This window comes from Lentibacillus sp. Marseille-P4043, from assembly GCF_900258515.1.
In the GTDB taxonomy this organism is placed as follows: domain Bacteria; phylum Bacillota; class Bacilli; order Bacillales; family Amphibacillaceae; genus Lentibacillus_C.
In genome coordinates, this window is the sequence record NZ_LT984884.1 from 1667642 (window position 1) to 1691167 (window position 23526).

The window sequence follows — 23526 nt, forward strand, 5'->3', positions numbered from 1 at the left end:
AATTTTGGAAGAATCAATTAACCAATATGAGGAGGAATCGGAACTATGACACAAACAATCAATAAGGAAACAATTACAGAAGTAGGCGAAATGAAGCGTGATCATTATGCAATGATTATTAATGGCGAGCGTGTGGAAAGTAGTTCGGGTGATACGCTTCAAACATTTAACCCAGCAAAAGGGGAAATGTTAGCAAGTGTCGCCAAGGCGAACGAAGAAGACGCGGAAAAAGCGGTACAAGCGGCAAGAAACGCATTTGACCATGGAAAATGGCGTAAATACCCAGTTGGAAAACGTTCCCGGGTGCTAAATAAAATTGCTCAAATTATGCGAGACCGTTTTAAGGAAATCGTGGAAATGGAAGTACTGAATAGCGGAAAATCGGTCGGTGCTGCCCAGACACAGGTTGGTCAGGCGATCGAGGATTTTGAATTTTATGCGGGTGCAATCGTTGGGCACCGTGGAACCGTGAACAATATGCCATATGGCTTTTTTAACTATACACATAAGGAACCTGTCGGGGTGTGTGCGCAAATTATTCCATGGAACTATCCGATGATGATGGCAGCATGGAAAATAGCACCGGCCATTGCTGCTGGTTGTTCGGTTGTTGTTAAACCAGCAAGCCTTACACCGGTTACAGCAATTTTATTGAACGAAATCTGCCATGAAGCGGGTGTACCAGCGGGGGTTGTCAACACAATCCCAGGATCCGGCCGAGTTGTTGGTGATTATCTCGTTAAACATGAAGACATCAATAAAGTTGCATTTACCGGCTCCACACCAGTAGGTAAAGATATTATGGGAAAGGCTTCGGAAACATTGAAGCGAATCACACTTGAGCTTGGCGGAAAGTCCCCGAACATCGTTTTTGATGATGCAGATATCGATGCTGCTGTTGCAGGCTCGTTATTTGGTATTTATTTTAATACCGGTCAATCCTGTGAAGCACGGTCACGCATGTTCGTGCATGAATCCATCTATGACGAGTTTATGGAGCAATTTATTGCCAAAACGCAAAAATTGAAGTCTGGTGATCCGTTTGATAAAGGAACACACTTAGGTTCGATCATTAGTCAGGAGCAGGTGGAAGTGATTGATGGATATGTCCAATCTGCCAAAGCGGATGGGGCCACAATTGCTACAGGTGGAAAAGTGTTGCAACCAGAAGGCTTTGAAAATGGGCATTGGTATGCACCAACCGTTATTACGGACGTTACGCCTGACATGAAAGCAGTTAAAGAGGAAATCTTTGGCCCAGTTGTCGTTGTGGAAAAGTTTACCGATGAAAAAGATGTCGTCAAACGTGCCAATGATACGAAATATGGATTAGGTTCCGCAATCTGGACAACAAACCAGGCAAAAGCAACCCGTGTCGCCCATCAAATTCAAGCAGGGATTGTCATGGTAAATAGTCCATTTTCCGCATTCCCAGGAACCCCATTTGGCGGCTACAAAGAATCCGGATTCGGAAGAGAACTAGCAGTAGAATCACTCGACCTATACATGGAAGACAAAAGCGTACTCTCCTACTACGGAGCAAAACCACTAAACCCATTCGGCGTGTAAAACTGGGACATGGGGACAGTGGGACATGGGGACAGGATCCTTGTCCCAGCCTAAGCGAAGTCGCGAGAGCAATCGTGACGGGCACTTGAGCCGATTGAGGAAGTGGGACATGGGGACAGGATCCTTGTCCCAGCTCAAGCAAAGTTGCGAAGGCCATCGTGACGGGCACTTGATCCGATCGAGGAAGTGGGACATGGGGACAGGATCCTTGTCCCAGCTCAAGCAAAGTTGCGAAGGCCATCGTGACGGGCACTTGATCCGATCGAGGAAGTGGGACGCGGAACCTGTCCCCACGTCCCATATTTAATAGAAAGGGTGATAGATATGACGATTCGGAATGTTACTGTTGTGGGTGCTGGTATAATGGGGCGCGGGATTGCTTATGTTTCTGCTCTAGCCGGCTTTTCTACGACATTAGTAGACGTAGCGGAAGACAAGTTGCATGAAGCATATGAGTCTATTAAACAGACAGCAAATAAAGGAATGGACCGTGGGAAGGTGACGAGTGAACAGAAGGAAAGTCTAGTTGCAAACTTAAACACGACGCTATCACTTGAAGCGGCCGTAATACATACAGATCTCGTAATCGAAGCAGTACCGGAGAAACTAGCTTTAAAGAAACATATTATGGAAACAGCCGAGGCACACGCTCCAAGCCATGCAATATTCACGTCCAACACATCGACAATCAGCCCAACTGAACTGGCATCCTATACAAAACGACCCGAGCAATTTGCGGTGATGCATTTTTTCAATCCAGTTCACCGGATGCGCCTTGTGGAAATGGTCAGAGGGTTAGATACGACAGATGAAACGATTGCTGTCATTCGTACTGTTGCAGAGCAAATGGGCAAGGAGACCGTGGAAGTGAACGAGTTTCCAGGATTTGTGACAAGTCGGATTAGTGCACTAGTTGGTAATGAAGCTTTTCATATGTTGCAGGAAGGTGTCGCGACAGCTGAAGATATTGATAAAGCGATTCGTTTAGGGCTGAATTATCCAATGGGCCCGTTGGAACTTTGTGATCTAGTCGGATTGGATGCACGACTAAACAATTTAAACTATCTGCATCAAACACTTGGAGAAAAATATCGCCCTGCACCACTTTTAGAACAATATGTGAAGGCAGGACGGCTCGGTAGAAAAGCGGGCAAAGGAGTTTACGACTATACCAATACGAGTGAGTTGATAAAAAAATGAAAGAAGTCGTGATTGTTGATGCGGTTCGTACGCCGATTGGCAGATATAGAGGAACACTAAAGGATATTCGCCCTGATGATCTAGGCGCGATTGTTATAAAAGCACTACTTGATAGAAATCCGAACCTTCCAGCTGAAGCGATTGAAGACGTGGTTCTTGGCAATGCCAATCAGGCTGGAGAAGATAACCGCAATGTTGCGCGCATGTCTGGATTGCTGGCTGGATTACCTGTGCAAGTTGGGGGAACGACGATTAATCGGCTTTGTGGATCTAGTCTTGATGCGGTGATGTATGCGGCACGGGCAATTGCTGTTGGAGAAGGGGATATTTTTATTGCTGGTGGGACAGAAAGCATGACACGTGCACCATTGGTCATGGCAAAACCTGACAAAGCATTTCCGCGTGGCAATAGTCAGCTTTATGATACAACGATAGGCTGGCGGTTCACGAATCCACAACTAGAAAAAGTTTATGGTGCGGATTCGATGCCACAAACGGCAGAGAATGTTGCAGCCGACTATAACATTTCCCGGGAAGCGCAGGATCATTTTGCATATGAAAGTCAAATGAAGGCAAAAAAAGCGATGGAAGCGAATCGTTTTGCCGAGGAAATCGTTCCTGTCGTTTATCATGACCGCAAAGGCAATGAAATCACTGTTGCAACCGATGAACATCCACGATCAGAAACATCATTGGAAAAGCTCGGTAATCTGAAGCCGATTTTTGACGCTGGTACGATCACGGCCGGAAATGCATCTGGTGTAAATGATGGTGCGTCTGCATTGTTGGTTATGAGTGCTGATAAAGCTGCGGAGCTGAATCTTAAGCCATTGGTAAAATATAAAGTTGGTGCTACGGCTGGTGTGGAACCGCGGATCATGGGGCTTGGACCAATCGAAGCAACACGAAAAGCACTCGGACGAACGAACTTGAATGTTGCTGACTTGGGCCTTGTAGAGTTGAATGAGGCGTTTGCTTCCCAATCCCTCGAATGTATCTGTCAATTAGAGCTTGAACCAACAAAAGTCAATGTAAATGGTGGCGCCATTGCTTTTGGCCATCCCCTAGGCGCAAGCGGGGCGCGTATTTTAACAACACTCATCCATGAATTAAAAAAGCAAAACAAACAATACGGCCTGGCCACAATGTGCGTCGGAGTCGGCCAAGGAATCGCAACAATTATAGAAAATATCGAAACCTAGCTGGAGCATGGGTGGGACATGGGGACAGGTCCCTTGTCCCGGTAGGCAAAATGGCGTGAGACTTGATCTCATGCGCTGCTGACAATGTGATGAAGTGGGACGCGGGACCTGTCCCCACGTCCCACCTCTAAAAGGAGCGTGTGTGTTATGTCGACTGTTTTGTTAAAGAAGGAAAACAATATTGCGTATGTAACGATTAACCGGCCGGAGGTGTTGAATTGCTTTGATTATCAAACACTTTGTCGGCTTCGGGATGTGACGGAAGAAGTTCATCTGGATCCTGATGTAAAGGTTGTTATTTTTACCGGTGCAGGGGATAGAGCCTTTAGTGCAGGCGCGGATTTGAAGGAAAGAAAGACAATGGATGAAACGGAAGTCCGTAGAAATGTAAAAGCAATTCGGGATGTCTTTCATCAGATCGCATCCCTGCCACAGCCAACAATTGCTGCGGTTAACGGGTATGCTTTTGGAGGAGGATTCGAGCTGATGCTTGCCTGCGACTTTTCCATTGCAGCCCATGGAGTGAAAATGGGCCTCACCGAAACAAACTGGGCAATCATCCCAGGTGCAGGCGGAACCCAGCGCCTACCACGATTAATTGGTGAAATGAAAGCAAAGGAATTTATTTTTACGGCTAAAAAATGTACTGCCGAAGAGGCGCTGGACTTAGGAATGGTTTTACGCGTTGTGGAAAAAACAGAACTACTAGCAACCTGTAACCAATTTGCCGCAGACATTATGAAAAATGGACCCGTCGCAATTAAACAGGCAAAATACGCGATAACACAAGGGATGAACACTGATATTCAAACAGGCTTAGAAATCGAAGCAAAAGCGTATGAATTAACAATCCCAACCGAAGACCGCCTCGAAGCATTACAAGCATTCCATGAAAAGCGAACCCCAAGCTTCACAGGGAACTAAACCGAAGCGGAACATGAGAGCGGGACATGGGGACAGGTCCCTTGTCCCAGCAGACAAAATGGCGTGAGACTTGATCTCATGCGGGATAGACGATTATAACAAAGTGGGACGCGGAACCTGTCCCCATGTCCCACATTATTCAAAGGAGGTAATAACATGAATCCTATTTGTAAGTTGCTTGACATTACATATCCGATTATTCAGGGTGGCATGGGGAATATTAGCAATGCTCCGCTAGCGGCTGCTGTTTCGGAGGTTGGTGGACTTGGTACGATTGGTTGCGGCACGATGTCACCTGACGAAGTGGAAGAGATTATTTTGGAAACAAAGTCGTTAACGAACCAACCGTTTGCGATTAATATTGCCATTAACGTAACACCTTTTATCGATCAATTGGTTGAGTTGGTGTTGAAACATCAGATCCCTGTTGTAACGCTGTCTGCCGGAAATCCTGCAGCCTACATACCTATTTTTCATGAGCATGATATAAAAGTACTGACAGTGGTTGCGTCGGTTAAGCATGCGAAAAAAGCAGAGAAAGCTGGTGCTGATGCTGTTGTCGCAGAAGGATTTGAAGCGGCCGGCATTAATTCAAATTACGAATTAACCACTTTCACATTGATCCCGCAAGTTTCCCAGCATGTTACAATTCCAGTCCTTGCTGCTGGAGGGATTGGGGATGGAAAAGGTCTTGCGGCAGCACTCATGCTTGGGGCAAGTGGTGTACAGCTTGGAACGCGTCTAATTGCAACGAAAGAGTCACCTTTTCATGATGTTTATAAGCAGCAATTAATTGAATCAGAAGGAACACAAACAGCCATTATTGGACGCTCACTTGGCCAAATGCGCCGTGTCTTAAATACGGCCTATGCTAAAAAAATACATGATCTTGAGAAAAGCGGGATGACATTGGAAGAATATCGTACCCTTACATCAGAAACCCATCATCGAAAAGGAGCACTCAGCGGCGATTTGGAAGGCGGCTTTTTAAATGCTGGTCAAGTAACCGGATTAATTACAAATGTTATCAGTGTAAAGGAACTTCTTGATGGAATGGTCTACGATGCAAACGAGCAAATGCATCGCACAACAGGGTTATTAGATACACAATCCAATCCCACATAAAAGGAAAGGAAAGCCACAACCCTAAATAGATGAATTTTTCAAAAAATATTGACTACACTATAACATGGTGATATAATAACGTGTAAATAACGTTATATATAATAATATCAAGGGACATGGGGACAGGTTAGTTGTCCCAGTGTCTTTCTCAACAGGGGCATAGGGTTGCGCGTGGGACAAGAAACCTGACCCCATGTCCCACCTAGTAAATGAAAGCGCTTTATCATATTTTGTTTTGCAGGAGGATGGTTTATGGCGTTCGTTCAGGAATCGTTAATTACGGATGATTTTGCGTTGCTTGATAGGATGGCAGATCATGAGCAGGTCGTATTTTGCAATGATCCAACGAGTGGGTTGCGTGCAATTATTGCGATACATAATACTACACTTGGGCCTGCACTAGGCGGGTGCCGGATGCAGCCTTATGCGAATCTTGATGAAGCACTTGATGATGTGCTGCGTCTTGCGAAAGGCATGACATACAAATGTGCCGCAGCGGATGTTGATTTTGGCGGTGGGAAAGCGGTTATCATTGGTGATCCACATACAGACAAAACACCAGAGCTTTTCCGTGCTTTTGGTCAATTTGTTGCTTCGCTTGGAGGTCGTTTCTACACAGGAACAGATATGGGAACAACAATGGATGATTTCGTCTATGCCAAAAAAGAAACCAATAACATTGTAGGCATACCTGAAGCATTTGGCGGTGGTGGTGATTCCTCCATCCCAACGGCTAAAGGGATTTTGTATGGAATCATGGCTACAAATAAGATGCTGTTTGGAAAAGAAGAACTGAACAACGCAACTTATGCTGTCCAAGGGCTTGGAAAAGTCGGATTCAAAGTTGCAGAAGGTCTTCTCCAAGCAGGTGCTACTATTTATGTAACCGATATTGATGAAGAAAACGTTGCTGCAATTTTAGAAAAGGCAAAAACGACGACAGGGTCTGCCCAATTCGTACCAAGTGAGGAAATTTACGCGCAGGATGTTGATGTTTTCGTACCGTGTGCGTTTGGCGGGGTTATTAATGATGACACACTTCGAAAATTAAAGGTAAAAGCAATCGCAGGCTCAGCAAACAACCAATTGCTGACAAATCAACATGGTGTAGAACTGGCAGAAAAAGGGATCCTTTATGCCCCGGATTATATTATTAATGCTGGTGGACTAATCCAGGTTTCCGATGAATTATATGGTGCAAATAAAGAGAGAGTACTGCTAAAAACGAAAGAGATTTACAATGTGCTTCTCAACGTGTACCAGCAAGCAACAAAGCAAAATCAATCAACAATGGAAGCTGCCAACCACATCTGTGAAAATGTGCTCGCAAACCGAGAAAAGCGGAATAGTTTTTATACGGCTTCCATTAAACCGAAATGGGATATCCGCAATTAAGAGGGAGGGGAGCAGATGGAAACGAATTATCCAATGAAACAGATCATGGATGAACAGGGAAATTTCGTTGATGACACGTACAAGACGCAAATCGATTCCCGGCTTGTAGAAACGATGTATTACAACATGTACCGGATCCAGGCTTTTGATCAAAAAGCGATCCGTCTCCAGCGTCAAGGACGAATTGGAACATATCCACCATTTGCAGGTCAAGAGGCCGCACAAGTTGGCAGTGCCTTAGCGCTTGGTGATGGGGATTGGATTTTTCCAACGTATCGTGATCATGGTGCAACATTGACGTATGGTGCTGATATGACGCGAATGTTTCTTTATTGGAATGGTCAGATGGAAGGATGTATCCCGCCAAAAGGCAAGAACATTTTCCCTGCCGCAGTACCAATTGCCTCACAAATTCCGCATGCAGTCGGTGCATCATGGGCTGAAAAAAGGAAAGGAACCGATCGGATTGCACTTGCCTACTTCGGGGATGGCGCGACGTCAGAGGGTGATTTTCATGAAGGCCTTAATTTTGCCAGTGTGTTCCAAACACCAACTGTATTTTTTAACCAAAATAATGGCTATGCGATCTCTGTTCCAACCGAAAAGCAAATGAACGCAAAAACAGTCGCACAAAAAGGGATAGCCTATGACATGAGAAGCGTTCGGGTGGATGGTAATGATTGTTTCAGCGTTTATTTTGCAATGAAAAATGCTGTTGACTTCGCTCGCGCTGGGGAAGGGCCAACATTAATTGAAGCTGTTACATGGCGGGCTGGCGCACATACGACAGCAGATGATCCAGATAAATATCGTCCAGCTAATAAAGGCGAGGATATTGTAGAGCCATTAACCCGCTTGGAACGTTTCATGAAAACAAATCAATTCTGGAATGAAGCAAAAATTGCCGACATGCAAGCTACTGTGAAAGCAGAAGTCGATGCGGCAGTGGAAGCGATGGAAAATCACCCGGAAGCAAAAGTGGAAGATTTGTTTGACCACGTATTTGCGGAGCTTCCAGAACAGCTTGTTGCGCAAAAAGAATCTTATTTGGCGCTTTTGGAGGAGGATGCATGACGGAGAATCGATGTACGTTAGGGAGGGGTGATGAACATGACAATGGAAATGAAACAGAAAAGAGAGCAACGCGTTAAGACGCAGTCGCTGACAATGATTCAGGCGATTAATGAGGCGATGGAAACGATGTTGGAAATGGATGAGATGACAATCGTTTTAGGGGAAGATGTCGGAAAGAATGGTGGTGTGTTTCGCGCAACAGAAGGGCTTCAGGAACAATTCGGTGAAGATCGCGTTGTCGATACCCCACTATCAGAATCAGGTATTATTGGAACATCAGTCGGGCTTGCGGTAAATGGATTTAAACCAATTGCGGAGATTCAATTTATGGGTTTTATTTACCCGGCTTACAATCAGATCATGACACATGTATCACGGTTGCGCATGAAAACAATGGGGAGTTTTTCGGTGCCAATGGTGATTCGAGCTCCATATGGCGCAGGAATCCGGGCCCCAGAAGTGCATTCGGATAGTACAGAGGCGATTTTTACCCATATGCCTGGGTTAAAAGTTGTCTGCCCGTCTTCCCCTTATCATGCAAAAGGGCTGCTTATTTCCGCGATCGAGGACCCTGATCCAGTGCTGTTCCTGGAGCCAATGCGCAATTACCGTGCTGGTCGTGAGGAAGTCCCGACTGGAAAATATACAGTTGAGATTGGCAAGGGAAGAAGGTTGCATGAGGGGATGGATGTGAGCATCATTGCTTGGGGTTCGATGATTCCGATTGCTGAGCGGGCGAGGGAGCAAGCAGAACAAAAGGGGATTTCTTGTGATCTCATTGATTTGCAGACATTATACCCACTTGATCGTGCTTTGATTGCCGATTCCGTACAAAAGACAGGAAGAGCGGTCATTGTTCATGAAGCACAAGCAACAGGTGGGCTCGGCAATGACATTGTTTCAGCAATTAACGACACAGCGTTTTTATATTTACGATCCCCAATCGAACGGGTCACTGGTTTTGATGTTCCCGTGCCATTTTTTGGCTTGGAAGATCACTATCTCCCTACAGCTAAGCGTGTTTTGAAAAGTGTTGAGAAGGTTGTTAATTTTTAAGAAAGAGAATCCCACTAGTTTCACTTACTAGAATACAACTAGAACTACCGAGCTAAATCCCAACTAGAAAAACCACTCAAGATACTGAACCAATCCATTTGTACTACACCCAGATAAAAAACTTTATTCCAGATACCCCGATTCGCGTATACAAAAAGCTATCGCAAGCGGGCTCATCACGTATTCGCATAAGGACATAATTGCCACTTAAATATTTAGAATATAAATTATTCGGCTAATAATCCATTTTATGTACAAATAGTCGGAAAGTTATGTTATAATTTTTCAAACTTTTAAAATAATAGAGGGGGAATACGTTTTGAAAAGATGGTTATTTATGATGATTGCAATACTGGGGATATTTGTACTAACTGCTTGTGGCTCAGATGAATCATCCGATGCTAAGGGTTCTAGTGACAATGGTGAACAAACAGAGGATACAGACGAAAATGCAGAAGATACGGGAGATAAGACCTATCATATCGGAGCTACCCAGATTCTGGAGCATCCGTCACTTGATGCAGCTTATGAAGGCTTTAAGACGGCGCTGGATGATGCAGGATTGGATGTAGAATATGACTTCCAGAGTGCGCAAAATGATCAAAATAATGTTAGTACAATCAGTAATAAATTTGTTGCCGATGGTGTTGATTTGATTTTTGCCAATTCTACACCTAGTGCACTTGGTGCTTTGCAGGCAACAAGCGATATTCCTATCTTATTTACATCTGTAACAGACCCAGTTGAAGCGGGGTTGGTGGAATCCGTGGATCAGCCTGGGGATAATATTACTGGGGTAACAGACCTTCATCCAGACGCGATTAAGAACACGGTTGAGTTTATCGATAAGTATTTTGAAGGTGCTTCCGTCGGTTTAATTTATAATGCAGGGGAACAAAATTCTGTTTCGCAAATTGAATCGGTTAAAGAAGCTGCAGATGGAACGAGTTTGAGCTTTGTTGAGCGGACGGTTGCTAATTCAGCCGAGGTTCAGCAAGCAGCAAGTACGATTGTCAGTGAAGCGGATGTCATCTACATTGTGACGGATAATACAGTTGTATCCGCATTGGAAACCGTTGTCGGTGTTACCAATGAACAAGATATTCCATTAATTGTGGGGGAACCAGATTCATTAGCAAAAGGTGGATTCGCTACATATGGAATCGACTACAATACAATCGGTTACCGGACAGGAGAAATGGCTGCGGAAATTTTAACAGGGGAAAAAACAACCGCAGATATTCCGGTTGAGTACCCACCAGAAATTCAACTATTCATTAACAAACAAGCCGCTGAAGAACAAGGGATTGAATGGAATAGTGACTGGGACGAGGCAAAATTTGTAGAACAAGAATAGTGAGAGATTGAGGGATTTTTAATAATAAAGGCTGTTTCATCAAGGTCTGAATTCCTTATGAGGCAGCCGTTTGTTTCTTTTGAAAGTTTTGTTTTAAAAGTTGCGAGAAGGAGGGAAAACATGCTTTTATCATTATTTAACGCAATTGAACTAGGCGTAATCTATGCACTCATGGCTTTAGGAGTCTACTTATCTTTTCGCGTCTTGGATTTCCCTGATTTAACTGTTGATGGAAGTTTTGTAACAGGTGCGGCAGTTGCTGCGATCTCGATTATGAATGGTGTACCACCGATTATTGCAAGTCTTTTGGCAGCCTTAGCCGGGTTTTTAGCAGGCTGTGTTACAGGGGTGCTACATACGAAGGGGAAAATTAACGCCCTATTATCAGGGATTCTCATGATGATTGCCCTTTATTCTATTAATCTCCGAATCATGGGACAGCCTACATTGTCCCTTTTAAATGGAAAAACTATTTTTACACAGCTAGAGTCGGTTTGGGCGGCAACAGGGTTGGACCAATTATTAAATGGTGTGTTAACGTTCTTCGGTGCGGATCGGGTTCCAGCGACATGGAGCATTGTCATCGTGATGATTGTCATAACATTAGCTTTCAAACTGTTGACAGATTACTATTTGAAAACAGAGGTGGGCCTTGCGTTAAGGGCTACAGGTGATAATCAGGTGATGATCCGAAGCCTGTCTGCGAATACGGACTCATTAATTATTGTTGGGATCGGCTTTTCTAATGGACTTGTCGCGTTATCGGGCGGCTTGATTGCGCAACATGGGGGATTCGCTGATGTAAACATGGGAATCGGTATGATCATCATCGGTTTGGCTTCCGTAATTATTGGAGAAGCACTATTTGGTACTAAGACAATTGCTAGAGCCACATTAGCTGTTGTTGGTGGGGCGATTATTTATCGGATTGTCGTTGCGATGGCACTGCGGGTTGAATTTTTGGAAACAGGCGATATGAAATTGATCACCGCATTGCTCGTAATCGCTGCATTGGTAACACCAAAAGTTTTACAGGCAAGGAAAGAGAAAAAGCGCCGTTTGGAAAAGCGCGCCAGCCTTAGCCAGGAAAAAGTAAGGGAGGTGTAAATTTTGCTCGAAATGAAAAATATCTCAATTACCTTTAACGAAGGAACACCAGATGAAAAGAAAGCATTACAAGGTGTAGATTTGGAACTAAAGGAAGGCGAATTTGTTACTGTGATTGGCAGTAATGGTGCGGGTAAGTCGACACTAATGAACGTTGTCTCCGGAAATTTAATCCCGGATGTTGGCGATGTGATTATCAATGACAAGCAGGTTGTTCATTTGCCCGAATACAAACGTTCTGCCTATATCGGTCGTGTTTTCCAGGATCCAATGGCCGGTACAGCACCATCCATGACCATTGAGGAAAACCTGGCAATGGCATATGCGCGTAATAAGAGAAGAAAATTGAAACCAGGTGTTACGAAGAAGCGGAAGGAAATGTTTAGGAAGACATTGGCATCCCTAAATTTGAATTTGGAAGATCGGTTAAATGCCAAAGTCGGCTTTCTCTCCGGTGGGGAACGTCAGGCATTGTCACTATTGATGGCCACTTTTACCGAACCAAATATTTTACTGCTTGATGAGCACACAGCGGCATTGGACCCTTCACGTGCAGAATTAATCACCAAACTTACCGATGATGTCATCAGCAAATTTAACTTAACGACACTAATGGTCACCCACAACATGCAACAAGCACTCGATTTAGGCAACCGATTAATCATGATGGATAAAGGCCAAATTATCCTAGACGTAAACGGAGAAGAAAAGCAAAAACTAACCATCGAAGACCTACTAAAAGAATTCCAACGCATCCGCGGCACCAAATTCGAAAGCGACCGCGCCGTATTAGGATGAGCGGGACATGGGGACAGGTTAGTTGTCCCAGCCTGAAATGCCGTAGTGATGCGTGATAGCGGGTGGGACGCGGAACCTGTCCCCACGTCCCACTCCACACCTCTTGTAATCGTTACGTTTGTGTGTTATTTTAGAGTTTAAATTAAATCATTTCTTGTTTCAATATGTTTGAAGTGAGGATAGAGGCGCAAGGGCCATCAGTACACAATGTGAGGAAAATGGGTTCCAATGACGATTGTGGAAAGGGGTGATTTGCCGAAGCAGAGAGAATCTCATGTTCTTGAAGCTGGGACTGTGTTGAAGAAATGCAGGACTGTCATATAGGTGACTATATGAAGGGCTATCTTACGCAGGAAGCGATCGTTTCTACTGCAACAGCGAAGCCCTCGTTGTTGCTTTTTTTGCGTTTGCTTTGCGATACCCTTACTACCTTACTTACTAAAAAATATGTAAAGGGTGTGTCGTCATGGATTTTGGTAAAGTTTTAACTGCAATGGTTACCCCATTTGATCAAAATGGAGAGATTGATTTTGACGCTACAAGTAATTTAGTGAATCATTTAATTACAAATGGTTCTGATGGACTAGTGATCGCCGGAACAACTGGAGAAAGTCCTACACTAACAACCGATGAAAAAGCGGAATTGTTCACCTATGTTGTTAAGGTTGTGGACGGTAGAATACCTGTTATCGCTGGGACCGGATCGAATAGCACGAAAGCTTCTATTGATTTAACCAAAAAGGCTGAACAAGCAGGTGTCGATGGTGTAATGCTTGTGACACCTTATTACAACAAACCATCACAAGAAGGATTGTTTCAACATTTTAAAGCTATTGCAGCGTCCACGTCACTACCAGTAATGCTATATAATGTACCTGGCCGAAGCGTTGTTGCAATAGCGGTAGAGACAGTTGTCCGATTAGCAGAGATTGAAAACATTGTGGCGATAAAGGATGCGAGCGGTGATTTGGATGCAATGGCGAAAGTGATCAGCCAAACCCCTGATGATTTTACACTGTACAGTGGAGATGATAGTTTGACATTACCAGTTATGTCCATCGGCGGAGCAGGCGTTGTCTCTGTTGCTGCCCATATCGTGGGGAATGAAATGCAGGAAATGATCAGCCATTTTAACAATGGTGATACACAAGCGGCGGCTTCGATGCATCGAACGCTTCTCCCAGTGATGAAGGCATTATTTGCGCAACCAAGCCCATCACCAACAAAAGAAGCGTTAAACCAAAAAGGCATTCGCGTTGGAAATGTTCGGTTGCCAATGGTGCCTTTAACAGATGAAGAAAAAAGGAGATTGCAAGCGGTTCTGAGATAGATTGGGACGCAGGATGGTGGCAGGTGGGACATGGGGACAGGTTTGTTGTCCCACCCTCTAACCCGCGCCACTACGCTAAATCAGGCTGGGACAACAAACCTGTCCCCACGTCCCCCAAAAAAAGTAGGTTCCATATGGTAAATCTTCCGCTGTAAAACGTCCATCTGTTGCATTTGGAATTAACCGTGATGGAGTAGATTGGAAAGGCATGGATGGTACGGATGCGCGATTAATCTTCATGATTGCTGTACCAGAAGAGAGTGCAGGGGATGCCCATTTGAATATCTTACAAATGCTTTCCCGCAAATTGAAGGTCGAGACATTCAGGGGAAAGCTGCTGAACGTAACGACTAAGGAAGAAGCATACGAACTGTTGGATACGATTCATTAAGGTTGGCTGTGTAATGGACTGAAATTTGGTCGGGAATGTGGAAAAAGAGAGCAGTTACGCTCTCTTTTTCAATATCTCGAAAATATGATTCCAGGTAGTCTGTTCTTCATTTGTGTTGTAAACGGGCTTGAAGCCGAATTGACTGTATATGTGGATGGCGGCTTGACTAGATGCTTGTGTTTTTAGGTAAGCTTTTTGATGATACTGGGAAAGAAGTTTCATCGCCTCGTATATTAATGGTTTACCGAGTTTTTTTCCTTGGAAGCCAGGGATAATTTCAATCCAATGTAATCGGCCGATCGTTTCTTTATTCCATTCACCAAACCAAGCAGTCGCTGTTCCGATTGTTTGTCCATCGGTTGTTTCAAGGAAGATGATCCGCTTTTTTACTTCAATTGGGTGGATGCTGAATTCGTGGTTGAAGCGTTGTAAAGCGTTCTGTTCGCTTGAAAATTCATTCGTTGCAGTTACAATTTTTGCCCATGTTTCATGATCATTTTCCCGATTATACAGGCGAAAATGAAAACCACTCGGGAGCGGATAGTTTGGTATGTCGTTCAAATCGTGTAACATATATAAAGCAGTCTCCGTCATAAATTAGCCTCACTTTGTTTAAGGTTTTGATGATTTCATTATATCAGACGCGAGGTGGGACATGGGGACAGGTCCCTTGTCCCACCTCCAACCCCACGCCACTCCGGCAAATTGGACTGGGACAGTAAACCTGTCCCCACGTCCCAGATCGAAAAAGATTTTCATTGGAGGGAAAGAGAGATGTATCAGGAACCTATTTTTTTAAAGTCAACTTTTCATGAACGTATTTGGGGTGGACAGAAACTTCATACGTTATATGGGTACAATATTCCTTATGAGAAAACGGGTGAAGCATGGGTTATATCTGCGCATCCGAATGGACCAAGCACGATTACAAATGGTCCTTTAGCAGGGAAAACACTAGCGGATGTTTGGAAAGAACATGGGGAATTATTTAATAGAGAGGGCGAACGTAACGAAGCGTATCCATTACTGGTAAAAATGTTGGATGCAAATGATGATTTATCTGTCCAGGTACATCCGGACGATACGTTTGCTCAAGAAGTGGAAGGACAGCCATATGGAAAAACGGAATGCTGGTACGTGCTCAGCGCCGAACCTGGTGCCGAAATTGTGTTGGGACACCATGCCAACACAAAGGAAGAGTTAGAACGGATGATGGATAACGGCGAATGGGACAAGCTGTTGAAGCATGTCAGTGTAAAGGCTGGTGACTTCATTTATGTTCCAAGTGGTACGATCCACGCTATTGGCAAGGGGATTGTCATTTTGGAAACACAGCAAAGTTCCGATATTACCTATCGTGTGTATGATTATGATCGGGTTGGCGCGACTGGGCAGAAACGGGAATTGCATTTGGAACAGGCAAAAGAAGTAACAACTGTACCACATCAACAAGTGGCTGTTGATCAACGCGAAGAACATGTTGCTGATTTAACCATTAAGCAGCTAGTGGAAGCACAGTATTTCAGTGTGTATCGCTGGGAGTTAAATGGGAAAACTGTTCGAAAGCCGGATCAAGACTTTTTACAAGTTAGTGTGATTAATGGAAATGCAACTATCGCCATTGACGGAAAAACCTTTGATATCGAAAAAGGGAACCATTTTATTTTACCTTCCACAATTGAGGAATATGAGCTTCAAGGGCACGCAACAATGGTTGTTTCTCATACGTGATTGAGCGGGACATGGGGACAGGTTCCTTGTCCCGTCCTCGATCCCGCACCACTCCGCTATCCTTCAGTGGGACAACGAACCTGTCCCCGCGTCCCACCCTCAAACCCACGTCACTCCGTCATCCTTCAGTGGGACATGGGGACAGGTCCCTCGTCCCACTCTCTATCCCGCGCCACTCCGCCAAATTAGACTGGGACAACAAACCTGTCCCCATGTCCCCCCTAAAATGTAAGCGTTTAACTATTTCCTCTATAATCCGGAAAAACAATGTGTGTAGATGAAAGCGCTTTTAAATTATACTAATAGTACAGTAAAAATTATCAATTCAACTTCAGGAGGAATTATAAATGAAAAATATTTTATTAGCATGTTCATCAGGAATGTCAACTAGTTTGTTAGTTTCCAAAATGGAGGAGGCTGCGAAAGAGAAGGGGATTGAAGTAACCGTTTGGGCAGTTGCACAGGACAAGGCTGCAAAGGAAATGAAAAAGGCAGATGTGCTTTTAATTGGACCACAAATGCGGTTCATGAAAAAGAAATTGTCGAAAAATGCGGATGAAGCGGGTATTCCTTTGGATGTCATTGACCCAGTTGCATACGGGAGAATTGATGGACAAGCCGTGTTAGAAAAAGCTTTGGAGTTAATAGGGGAATAATCAAGAACAGGGGGAGAAAATATGAATAAGTTCATGGAATTCCTAGAAAATATCCTGTTGCCAATAGCCGATAAATTAAACAATAATCGCTATTTAACGGCACTTCGGGATGGATTTATGGTTGCCTTGCCGTTGATTATATTTGGTTCTATTTTCGTTGTTATTGCCAACTTTCCTTTCCTTGATAAGCTAATCGGGGAAGAGGCATTCGCAACGTATCAGGATGCATTAGGGCCTGCATCGGCAGCGACATTAAGTATTATGGGGATCTTTGTTATTGTTGGTATTGGGTATAAATTAACCGAACATTATGGGCTCGAGGCTATTTATGGTGGTGTTGTTGCCTTAGCAGCATTCCTTATTTTAACACCACAAGTACTTGAAGGTGTGTCTGGTGTTATTCCAACAGCAAGCTTAGGTGCAGAAGGAATGTTCTTGGGGATATTCACTGCGTTCGTTTCTGCAGAACTATACCGTTTCTTTGTGCAAAAGGATTGGACGATTAAAATGCCGGCTGGTGTTCCGGGGGCAGTATCGAAATCATTTAGTTCCTTAATTCCAATTACATTAACACTCGCTGTATTTTTAATCGTTCGGATTATCTTTAGTTACACACCATTTGATACAGTACAAAATTTCATTTATACCGTCATTCAAGAACCACTGACAGTATTGGGTAGTGGATTACCAGCAACAATCGTAGCCGTATTATTGATTCAGATTTTTTGGTTCTTTGGTCTGCACGGTCAAATTATTGTGAACTCGGTATTTGATCCAATTTGGTATTCATTAAATGATCAGAACTTAGAGGCTTTCCAGGCAGGTTCGGAACTGCCAAATATTATTACCAAGCAATTTGTTGATTCTTTCCTTGTTGGAATGGGTGGATCAGGGATGACGTTAGCCGTCGTTATTCTGATTTTCTTAATCGGTCGAAGCAGACAATTGAAAGAATTAGGTAAATTAGGTGGACCTGCTGGTATCTTTAATGTAAACGAACCGATCATTTTTGGATTACCGATTATTATGAATCCATTGGTAATCATCCCATGGTTGCTTGCACCAGTTATCGTAACCATCATCACCTATTTTGCGATGTCGATTGGACTGGTTCCACCTCCAGCAGGAATTATTGTTCCATGGACAACGCCACCAATTTTGAATGGGTTCCTGGCAACGGGTAATGCATGGCAGGGCGGTGTGTTACAAGCATTTAACCTCGTTATCGTTATATTGATCTGGTGGCCATTCTTGAAATTATTGGACAAAAACTATTACGAATCCGAGAAAAATGCTGAAAAATAGATTCCTAGACTTGTGGATATAGTTCCGATGATTCGGAGCTGTATCCGCTTAAATTAGAAAACATCAGGAGTGAGTAAATCGTGGAAAATATGACGGAAATCGCTTTTCAAATTATCCTATTTGCCGGGAATGGTAAATCCAATGCAATGGAAGCAATTCAAGAGGCAAAAGAAGGTAATTTTGACCAAGCGGATCAACTAATTGAAGAAGCTGGCACAGAATTGGGCAAGGCACATGACTATCAAACAAAACTACTGCAACGGGAAGCAAATGGTGAGGAAAATCCGGTCAATGTGCTGCTTGTTCATTCACAGGATCATTTGATGACATCAATGACAGTACGTGATTTGGCTGTTGAAATTGTGGAACTTTATCGTAATAAATAATCGTAACAATTTTGGTATTGAAAAAGGAGGAGCTTTCATGACGATTAACTACAAGTTTCCAGATGGTTTCTGGTGGGGAAGTGCAACATCCGCAACACAAATAGAAGGAGCCGCAAATGAAGGTGGAAAAGGCAAAAATATTTGGGATCATTGGTACGAAACAGAACCAAATCGCTTCTTTGAAAATGTCGGTCCGGAAACAACATCCGATTTCTATCATAAATACAAAGAAGATATTCAATTGATGAAGGAAATTGGCCACAATACATTTCGACTATCCATTTCTTGGTCAAGGCTGATTCCAGGTGGCAGGGGAGAAGTGAACCAAGAAGCGGTAACCTTTTACAACAATGTCATCGACGAATTAATCGCAAATGATATTGAACCATTTGTGAACCTGTTCCATTTCGATATGCCATTGGAACTGCAAAATGAAGGTGGCTGGGAAAATAGAGAAGTGGTAGAAGCCTATGTTGACTATGCAAAAGCATGTTTCCGCTTATTTGGTGATCGCGTGGCAAAATGGTTTACTTTTAATGAACCAATAGTACCTGTCGAAGGTGGCTATTTATACGACTTTCATTATCCAAATGTTGTGGATGGTAGTCGAGCAGCACAAGTAGCTTACCATACGATGATTGCCCATGCCAAAGCAGTAGAAGCATTCCGCACGTATACGATTAAGGATGGAAAAATTGGGATTATCTTGAATCTGACTCCATCTTATCCACGTAGTCAGAATCCAGCAGACTTAAGAGCGTCACGGATTGCCGATTTATTTTTCAATCGCAGCTTTTTAGATCCAGCTGTACTTGGCGAGTATCCACAAGAGTTGATTGACATCTTGATAGAACATGGTCAACTACCGGTTTCCCAAGCAGGGGATCGTGAGTTGTTGAAAGCAAATACTGCAGACATACTTGGGGTCAACTATTATCAACCACGCCGGGTAAAAGCGAAAGAACATTTGCCAAACCCGTATGGACCGTTTATGCCTGATTGGTTCTTTGATAATTATGAAATGCCTGGTCGAAAAATGAACAAATATCGTGGCTGGGAAATTTATGAAAAAGGCATCTATGACATTATGATTAATTTAAAGGAAAACTACGGAAATATTGAATCATTTATTTCTGAAAATGGGATGGGTGTCCAGGATGAGAGCCGATTTATCGAAGACGGAGAGATTCAAGATGATTACCGGATTGAATTCATTGCCGAGCATTTGAAGTGGCTGCATCAAGCAATTCAAGAAGGGTGTAATGCTAAGGGATATCATCTGTGGTCATTCATGGATAACTGGTCATGGATGAATGCGTATAAAAATCGCTATGGTTTCTTTTCTGTTGATATTGAGACGAAGGAACGGACACCGAAGAAAAGTGCACATTGGATTAAAAAGGTTTCAGCGAATAATGGATTTTAGAGGTTGTTCAAAAAGGTACCAAATGATTACGGGGTGAGCGAAATGGAAGGTTTAAAGATTGTAACGATTGGTGGGGGATCAAGTTATACGCCAGAGTTGATTGAGGGATTCATTAATCGGTATGATGAATTGCCAATTCGTGAATTATGGCTTGTTGATATCCCAGAAGGAAAGGAAAAATTAGAAACGATTGGTGCGCTGGCGAAACGGATGGTCGAAAAAGCCGGTGTTCCGATTGATATCCATTTAACATTGGATCGCAAAGAGGCATTACCTGGTGCAGATTTTGTAACAACGCAGATTCGTGTGGGCCAATTAGCTGCGCGTGCTAAGGATGAAGCAATACCATTAAAATATGGTGTGATTGGACAGGAAACAAATGGGCCGGGTGGTTTGTTTAAAGGACTGCGAACCATCCCCGTTATATTGGATATTTGTCAGGATATCGAGCAACTTTGCCCGGATGCATGGCTGATTAATTTTTCGAACCCAGCAGGCATGGTAACGGAAGCCGTATTGCGCTATAGTAACATTACGAGAACGGTAGGCTTGTGTAATGTACCAATCGGGATGCGGATGGGTGTCGCAGAAATGCTTGATGTTGATCCGAGTCGGGTACAAATCGATTTTGCTGGTTTGAATCATATGGTTTATGGCTTGGAAGTATATGTGGATGGAAAAATTGTAACGAAAAAAGTCTTAGAGATGCTTAGTAATGGTGCTGGTATGACGATGAAGAATATCGTTGATTTGGGCTGGGAACCAGATTTTATCAAGGGATTAGAAGTGTTGCCATGTCCATATCATCGTTATTATTATCAAACAAGTAAAATGCTTGAAGAGGAACAAAAAGACGATGCAGAAAAAGGGACGCGTGCGCAAGTAGTGCAACAATTGGAAAAGGATTTATTTCAATTGTATCGCGATCCGAACCTGGCGATTAAACCACCGCAATTGGAAGAGAGAGGTGGAGCATATTACAGTGATGCTGCATGCAGTCTCATTAATTCCATTTATAATGATAAACATGATATTCAACCGGTTAATACGAGAAACAATGGGGCAATTGCCAGTATACCGAATGATTCGGCAGTGGAAATCAGCTGTGTGATTACACAAGAAGGACCAAAACCAATTAGTGTCGGTGATTTGCCGGTTCCAGTCAGAGGGCTTGTGCAACAAATTAAATCATTTGAACGCGTAAGTGCTGAAGCTGCGGTGACGGGGGATTACCATAAAGCGTTACTTGCTATGACGATTAATCCTTTAGTTCCATCTGATACAATTGCGAAGAAGCTGTTGGGTGAAATGTTAGAAGCACACCAGGATTACTTGCCACAATTTTTTACCCATGCGCGATAATACGATCATGAAGGAAGTTCTGATTTTTTGATCAGGACTTTTTTACACTTTAGGAAATATAGACCTCTTTGGGAAACTTCACCATGGGACGAGGTGAATCCCAGTTTTTTTAATATAAGGACATAAAGTTAAAGCAGTTTATAAGGAGAAAAATCGATATGTTAAGCTCCAGATTACGAATCATTCTACAAGAATTAATGGCCGCGAAAACCCCCATAACAGGAGGATATTTAGCAAACTTGAACCAGGTCACAGCCAGGACAACAAGGGCGGATGTGAAACAACTGGATTCATTTCTATCCAACAATGGTGCCTTGATTGATTCGGTACGCGGAAAGGGATATAAATTGGTAATAACGGATGAAACATTATTTCGTGCGTACCTCCAGACTATCTCAACGGACGTAATGACGGATCATTCATTTGTTCCCGAATCTCAGGAAGCACGTACAGCTTTTTTAATTAAACGTCTATTGTTAAGTGGGGATTATGTGAAATTGGATGATTTAGCAGATGAACTGTATGTCAGCAAATCAACCATTCAAAATGATTTAAAGCATGTAAAGGCGATTTTTACCGAATATGGTATTCATCTTGAATCCCGGCCGAATTATGGCTTGAAAGCAATTGGTAATGAATTGAAGCTACGTTTTTGCTTAGCGGAATATTTATTTGACCATCGTTGCAGACGGGATCAACAAGTATTTGGTTCTCATTTGTCATCGTTTGCCCCAGAAGATTTAACTCGTATTTCCGATATTATTATGGAGGAAATTCAACTTCATCAAATTATTTTATCCGATATTGCCATGAATAACTTGCTTATTCATATAGCTATCGCTTATAAACGTATTAAAAGCGGCTATCATGTCACATTGCATGACACTGATTTAAAAGATATTTTACAACAAAAGGAGTATCTGGTTGCAACAGAAATTGTTCAAAAGGTAGAGCGTACGTTTGATGTTGCGTTCCCACAGTCTGAAGTTGCCTATATTGCCATCCATTTACTGGGAACCAAACTGCTAACGAAAACAAATACGGGGGATAAACTCGTTAAACAAGTAATGGATGAGGAAATTGTTCATTTGGTGAACCTGGCGCTTGATAAAATTGAGGCGGAATTAAACTTGGGAATAAAAGATGATAAAGAATTAAAGATCGGCTTAAGCTTGCATTTAAAACCTGCGATTAATCGGTATAAATATGGCATGAATGTACGTAACCCGATGCTTGCTGATATTAAAAAGAACTACCCATTAGCATTTGAGGCAGGGATTTTAGCAGGAATAGCCATCAAGGTTGAAACTGGGATTGAAATAAATGAAAATGAAGTAGGGTATCTTGCACTTCACATCGGTGCAGCGATAGAAAGAAGGAAAATGGATTCGGGTCCAAAACGATGCCTGATTGTTTGCGCGTCTGGTTTAGGAACGGCACAATTGATCTTCTATAAATTAAAAAACTACTTTGGAGAAAGTCTTGATGTTGTAGGAACTACTGAATATTATCAGCTCACAAACTACCCATTACAGGATATAGATTTCATTGTCAGTTCCATCCCAATTGATCAAGAGCTTTCTATACCGGTTGTAGTAGAAGTGAATGCGATTTTGGGTGAACATGATTTGGAAAAAATTGAAAGAGTAGTAGTCGATCAGCACCAAGGTTCACCTAGCTATTTTCAAAAAGAGCTGATGTTTTTACGGAGACAATTTGATTCAAAGGAAGCGGTATTACAATTTTTTCAAACAGAATTATTGGATAAAGGCTTGGTAGATGCCACGTTGCTTGAAGCGGTTCAAGAAAGGGAGGAAGTTGCTCCAACATCTTTTGGCAATTTAGTTGCTGTTCCACATCCCATTACGCCAAAATCTAACCAAACATTTCTTGCAGTTTGTACGTTGGAAAAGGCAATCATGTGGAGTAATAAACCAGTCCAATTTATTTGTCTACTTTGCGTCAAAAAAGATAGCATGGAGGATTTGCAGTCCATGTATGATATGCTTGGGAATATAATTGATCAGCCCGAGATTGTACAACATTTGGTGAAGGCAAAAACATATGAAGAATTTATCCACGTTTTAACGGATTAGAGTGGATGGAACGCGGAAGGTGAGGTGTGTGGAGGT

At 43.0% G+C, this 23526-nt stretch carries 20 protein-coding genes, 1 pseudogene and 1 riboswitch; of the genes and pseudogenes, 20 read left to right on the forward strand and 1 reads right to left on the reverse strand.

Annotated features, from left to right (window positions below):
• The first annotated feature begins 45 nt into the window (after positions 1 to 45).
• The 13 genes and pseudogenes from C8270_RS08190 to C8270_RS08250 form a co-directional block, all read left to right on the forward strand.
• Positions 46 to 1569 (forward strand): aldehyde dehydrogenase family protein, encoded by a 1524-nt coding sequence (locus C8270_RS08190; RefSeq protein ID WP_106496359.1) that lies wholly within the window; start codon positions 46 to 48, stop codon positions 1567 to 1569.
• Positions 1570 to 1893: 324 nt separating this feature from the next.
• A complete protein-coding gene (locus C8270_RS08195) occupies positions 1894 to 2769 on the forward strand; it encodes a 3-hydroxyacyl-CoA dehydrogenase (protein WP_106496360.1) in 876 nt (291 codons plus the stop codon).
• Complete coding sequence (locus C8270_RS08200; RefSeq protein ID WP_106496361.1) at positions 2766 to 3971, forward strand: acetyl-CoA C-acyltransferase; 1206 nt, start codon at positions 2766 to 2768, stop codon at positions 3969 to 3971. Before C8270_RS08195 ends, C8270_RS08200 begins: the two co-directional genes overlap by 4 nt.
• A gap of 147 nt (positions 3972 to 4118) precedes the next feature.
• Positions 4119 to 4895, forward strand: a complete 777-nt coding sequence (locus C8270_RS08205; protein ID WP_106496362.1) for an enoyl-CoA hydratase-related protein — start codon at positions 4119 to 4121, stop codon at positions 4893 to 4895.
• Positions 4896 to 5051: 156 nt separating this feature from the next.
• On the forward strand, positions 5052 to 6020 hold the full coding sequence (locus tag C8270_RS08210; protein WP_106496363.1) for an NAD(P)H-dependent flavin oxidoreductase: 969 nt from the start codon (positions 5052 to 5054) through the stop codon (positions 6018 to 6020).
• A gap of 252 nt (positions 6021 to 6272) precedes the next feature.
• Positions 6273 to 7415: a Glu/Leu/Phe/Val family dehydrogenase gene (locus tag C8270_RS08215; RefSeq protein WP_106496364.1), complete on the forward strand. Its 1143-nt coding sequence runs from the start codon at positions 6273 to 6275 to the stop codon at positions 7413 to 7415.
• Between the two features lie 15 nt (positions 7416 to 7430).
• Entirely contained in the window at positions 7431 to 8489 is a 1059-nt protein-coding gene (gene pdhA, locus C8270_RS08220) for a pyruvate dehydrogenase (acetyl-transferring) E1 component subunit alpha (protein ID WP_106496365.1), read from the forward strand.
• Positions 8490 to 8525: 36 nt separating this feature from the next.
• Positions 8526 to 9545, forward strand: coding sequence for an alpha-ketoacid dehydrogenase subunit beta (locus C8270_RS08225; protein WP_106496366.1), 1020 nt, complete (start codon positions 8526 to 8528; stop codon positions 9543 to 9545).
• 337 nt (positions 9546 to 9882) lie between these two features.
• A complete protein-coding gene (locus C8270_RS08230) occupies positions 9883 to 10902 on the forward strand; it encodes an ABC transporter substrate-binding protein (protein WP_106498488.1) in 1020 nt (339 codons plus the stop codon).
• 120 nt (positions 10903 to 11022) lie between these two features.
• Complete coding sequence (locus C8270_RS08235) at positions 11023 to 12009, forward strand: ABC transporter permease (protein ID WP_106496367.1); 987 nt, start codon at positions 11023 to 11025, stop codon at positions 12007 to 12009.
• A gap of 12 nt (positions 12010 to 12021) precedes the next feature.
• On the forward strand, positions 12022 to 12807 hold the full coding sequence (locus tag C8270_RS08240) for an ABC transporter ATP-binding protein (RefSeq protein WP_442785827.1): 786 nt from the start codon (positions 12022 to 12024) through the stop codon (positions 12805 to 12807).
• Positions 12808 to 12979: 172 nt separating this feature from the next.
• A riboswitch (Lysine riboswitch) is annotated at positions 12980 to 13158 on the forward strand.
• Positions 13159 to 13273: 115 nt separating this feature from the next.
• Entirely contained in the window at positions 13274 to 14137 is an 864-nt protein-coding gene (dapA, locus tag C8270_RS08245) for a 4-hydroxy-tetrahydrodipicolinate synthase (protein WP_106496369.1), read from the forward strand.
• Positions 14138 to 14264: 127 nt separating this feature from the next.
• A pseudogene (locus tag C8270_RS08250) lies at positions 14265 to 14528 on the forward strand (PTS sugar transporter subunit IIA); the annotation flags it as partial.
• 54 nt (positions 14529 to 14582) lie between these two features.
• Here C8270_RS08250 and C8270_RS08255 read toward each other — a convergent pair.
• Positions 14583 to 15122: a GNAT family N-acetyltransferase gene (locus C8270_RS08255; RefSeq protein ID WP_106496371.1), complete on the reverse strand. Its 540-nt coding sequence runs from the start codon at positions 15120 to 15122 to the stop codon at positions 14583 to 14585.
• A gap of 180 nt (positions 15123 to 15302) precedes the next feature.
• Between C8270_RS08255 and manA the strand changes: the two genes are divergently transcribed.
• The 7 genes from manA to C8270_RS08290 all read left to right on the forward strand — a co-directional run bounded on the left by manA (position 15303) and on the right by C8270_RS08290 (position 23490).
• Positions 15303 to 16259 carry a mannose-6-phosphate isomerase, class I gene (manA, locus tag C8270_RS08260; RefSeq protein WP_106496372.1) on the forward strand — a complete coding sequence of 319 codons (957 nt, stop codon included), beginning with the start codon at positions 15303 to 15305 and terminating at the stop codon, positions 16257 to 16259.
• Between the two features lie 347 nt (positions 16260 to 16606).
• The gene (locus tag C8270_RS08265; RefSeq protein WP_106496373.1) at positions 16607 to 16915 is read left to right on the forward strand and encodes a PTS sugar transporter subunit IIB; all 309 of its coding nucleotides are present in this window, start codon (positions 16607 to 16609) and stop codon (positions 16913 to 16915) included.
• A 21-nt stretch (positions 16916 to 16936) separates the two neighbouring features.
• Positions 16937 to 18220, forward strand: a complete 1284-nt coding sequence (gene celB, locus C8270_RS08270) for a PTS cellobiose transporter subunit IIC (RefSeq protein ID WP_106496374.1) — start codon at positions 16937 to 16939, stop codon at positions 18218 to 18220.
• A gap of 89 nt (positions 18221 to 18309) precedes the next feature.
• A complete protein-coding gene (locus C8270_RS08275; protein ID WP_199794716.1) occupies positions 18310 to 18606 on the forward strand; it encodes a PTS lactose/cellobiose transporter subunit IIA in 297 nt (98 codons plus the stop codon).
• A gap of 37 nt (positions 18607 to 18643) precedes the next feature.
• The gene (locus C8270_RS08280) at positions 18644 to 20032 is read left to right on the forward strand and encodes a glycoside hydrolase family 1 protein (protein WP_106496376.1); all 1389 of its coding nucleotides are present in this window, start codon (positions 18644 to 18646) and stop codon (positions 20030 to 20032) included.
• 42 nt (positions 20033 to 20074) lie between these two features.
• Positions 20075 to 21394 carry a 6-phospho-beta-glucosidase gene (locus tag C8270_RS08285; RefSeq protein ID WP_106496377.1) on the forward strand — a complete coding sequence of 440 codons (1320 nt, stop codon included), beginning with the start codon at positions 20075 to 20077 and terminating at the stop codon, positions 21392 to 21394.
• Between the two features lie 158 nt (positions 21395 to 21552).
• Entirely contained in the window at positions 21553 to 23490 is a 1938-nt protein-coding gene (locus C8270_RS08290) for a BglG family transcription antiterminator (RefSeq protein ID WP_106496378.1), read from the forward strand.
• The last annotated feature ends 36 nt before the right edge of the window (positions 23491 to 23526 follow it).

Excerpts from the sequence above, each read along its gene's own strand:
- C8270_RS08190 (WP_106496359.1), top strand. The coding sequence starts at position 46 with ATGACACAAACAATCAATAAGGAAACAATTACAGAAGTAGGCGAAATG.
- C8270_RS08195 (WP_106496360.1), top strand. The coding sequence starts at position 1,894 with ATGACGATTCGGAATGTTACTGTTGTGGGTGCTGGTATAATGGGGCGC.
- C8270_RS08200 (WP_106496361.1), top strand. The coding sequence starts at position 2,766 with ATGAAAGAAGTCGTGATTGTTGATGCGGTTCGTACGCCGATTGGCAGA.
- C8270_RS08205 (WP_106496362.1), top strand. The coding sequence starts at position 4,119 with ATGTCGACTGTTTTGTTAAAGAAGGAAAACAATATTGCGTATGTAACG.
- C8270_RS08210 (WP_106496363.1), top strand. The coding sequence starts at position 5,052 with ATGAATCCTATTTGTAAGTTGCTTGACATTACATATCCGATTATTCAG.
- C8270_RS08215 (WP_106496364.1), top strand. The coding sequence starts at position 6,273 with ATGGCGTTCGTTCAGGAATCGTTAATTACGGATGATTTTGCGTTGCTT.
- pdhA (WP_106496365.1), top strand. The coding sequence starts at position 7,431 with ATGGAAACGAATTATCCAATGAAACAGATCATGGATGAACAGGGAAAT.
- C8270_RS08225 (WP_106496366.1), top strand. The coding sequence starts at position 8,526 with ATGACAATGGAAATGAAACAGAAAAGAGAGCAACGCGTTAAGACGCAG.
- C8270_RS08230 (WP_106498488.1), top strand. The coding sequence starts at position 9,883 with ATGATGATTGCAATACTGGGGATATTTGTACTAACTGCTTGTGGCTCA.
- C8270_RS08235 (WP_106496367.1), top strand. The coding sequence starts at position 11,023 with ATGCTTTTATCATTATTTAACGCAATTGAACTAGGCGTAATCTATGCA.
- C8270_RS08240 (WP_442785827.1), top strand. The coding sequence starts at position 12,022 with ATGAAAAATATCTCAATTACCTTTAACGAAGGAACACCAGATGAAAAG.
- dapA (WP_106496369.1), top strand. The coding sequence starts at position 13,274 with ATGGATTTTGGTAAAGTTTTAACTGCAATGGTTACCCCATTTGATCAA.
- C8270_RS08255 (WP_106496371.1), bottom strand. The coding sequence starts at position 15,122 with ATGACGGAGACTGCTTTATATATGTTACACGATTTGAACGACATACCA.
- manA (WP_106496372.1), top strand. The coding sequence starts at position 15,303 with ATGTATCAGGAACCTATTTTTTTAAAGTCAACTTTTCATGAACGTATT.
- C8270_RS08265 (WP_106496373.1), top strand. The coding sequence starts at position 16,607 with ATGAAAAATATTTTATTAGCATGTTCATCAGGAATGTCAACTAGTTTG.
- celB (WP_106496374.1), top strand. The coding sequence starts at position 16,937 with ATGAATAAGTTCATGGAATTCCTAGAAAATATCCTGTTGCCAATAGCC.
- C8270_RS08275 (WP_199794716.1), top strand. The coding sequence starts at position 18,310 with ATGACGGAAATCGCTTTTCAAATTATCCTATTTGCCGGGAATGGTAAA.
- C8270_RS08280 (WP_106496376.1), top strand. The coding sequence starts at position 18,644 with ATGACGATTAACTACAAGTTTCCAGATGGTTTCTGGTGGGGAAGTGCA.
- C8270_RS08285 (WP_106496377.1), top strand. The coding sequence starts at position 20,075 with ATGGAAGGTTTAAAGATTGTAACGATTGGTGGGGGATCAAGTTATACG.
- C8270_RS08290 (WP_106496378.1), top strand. The coding sequence starts at position 21,553 with ATGTTAAGCTCCAGATTACGAATCATTCTACAAGAATTAATGGCCGCG.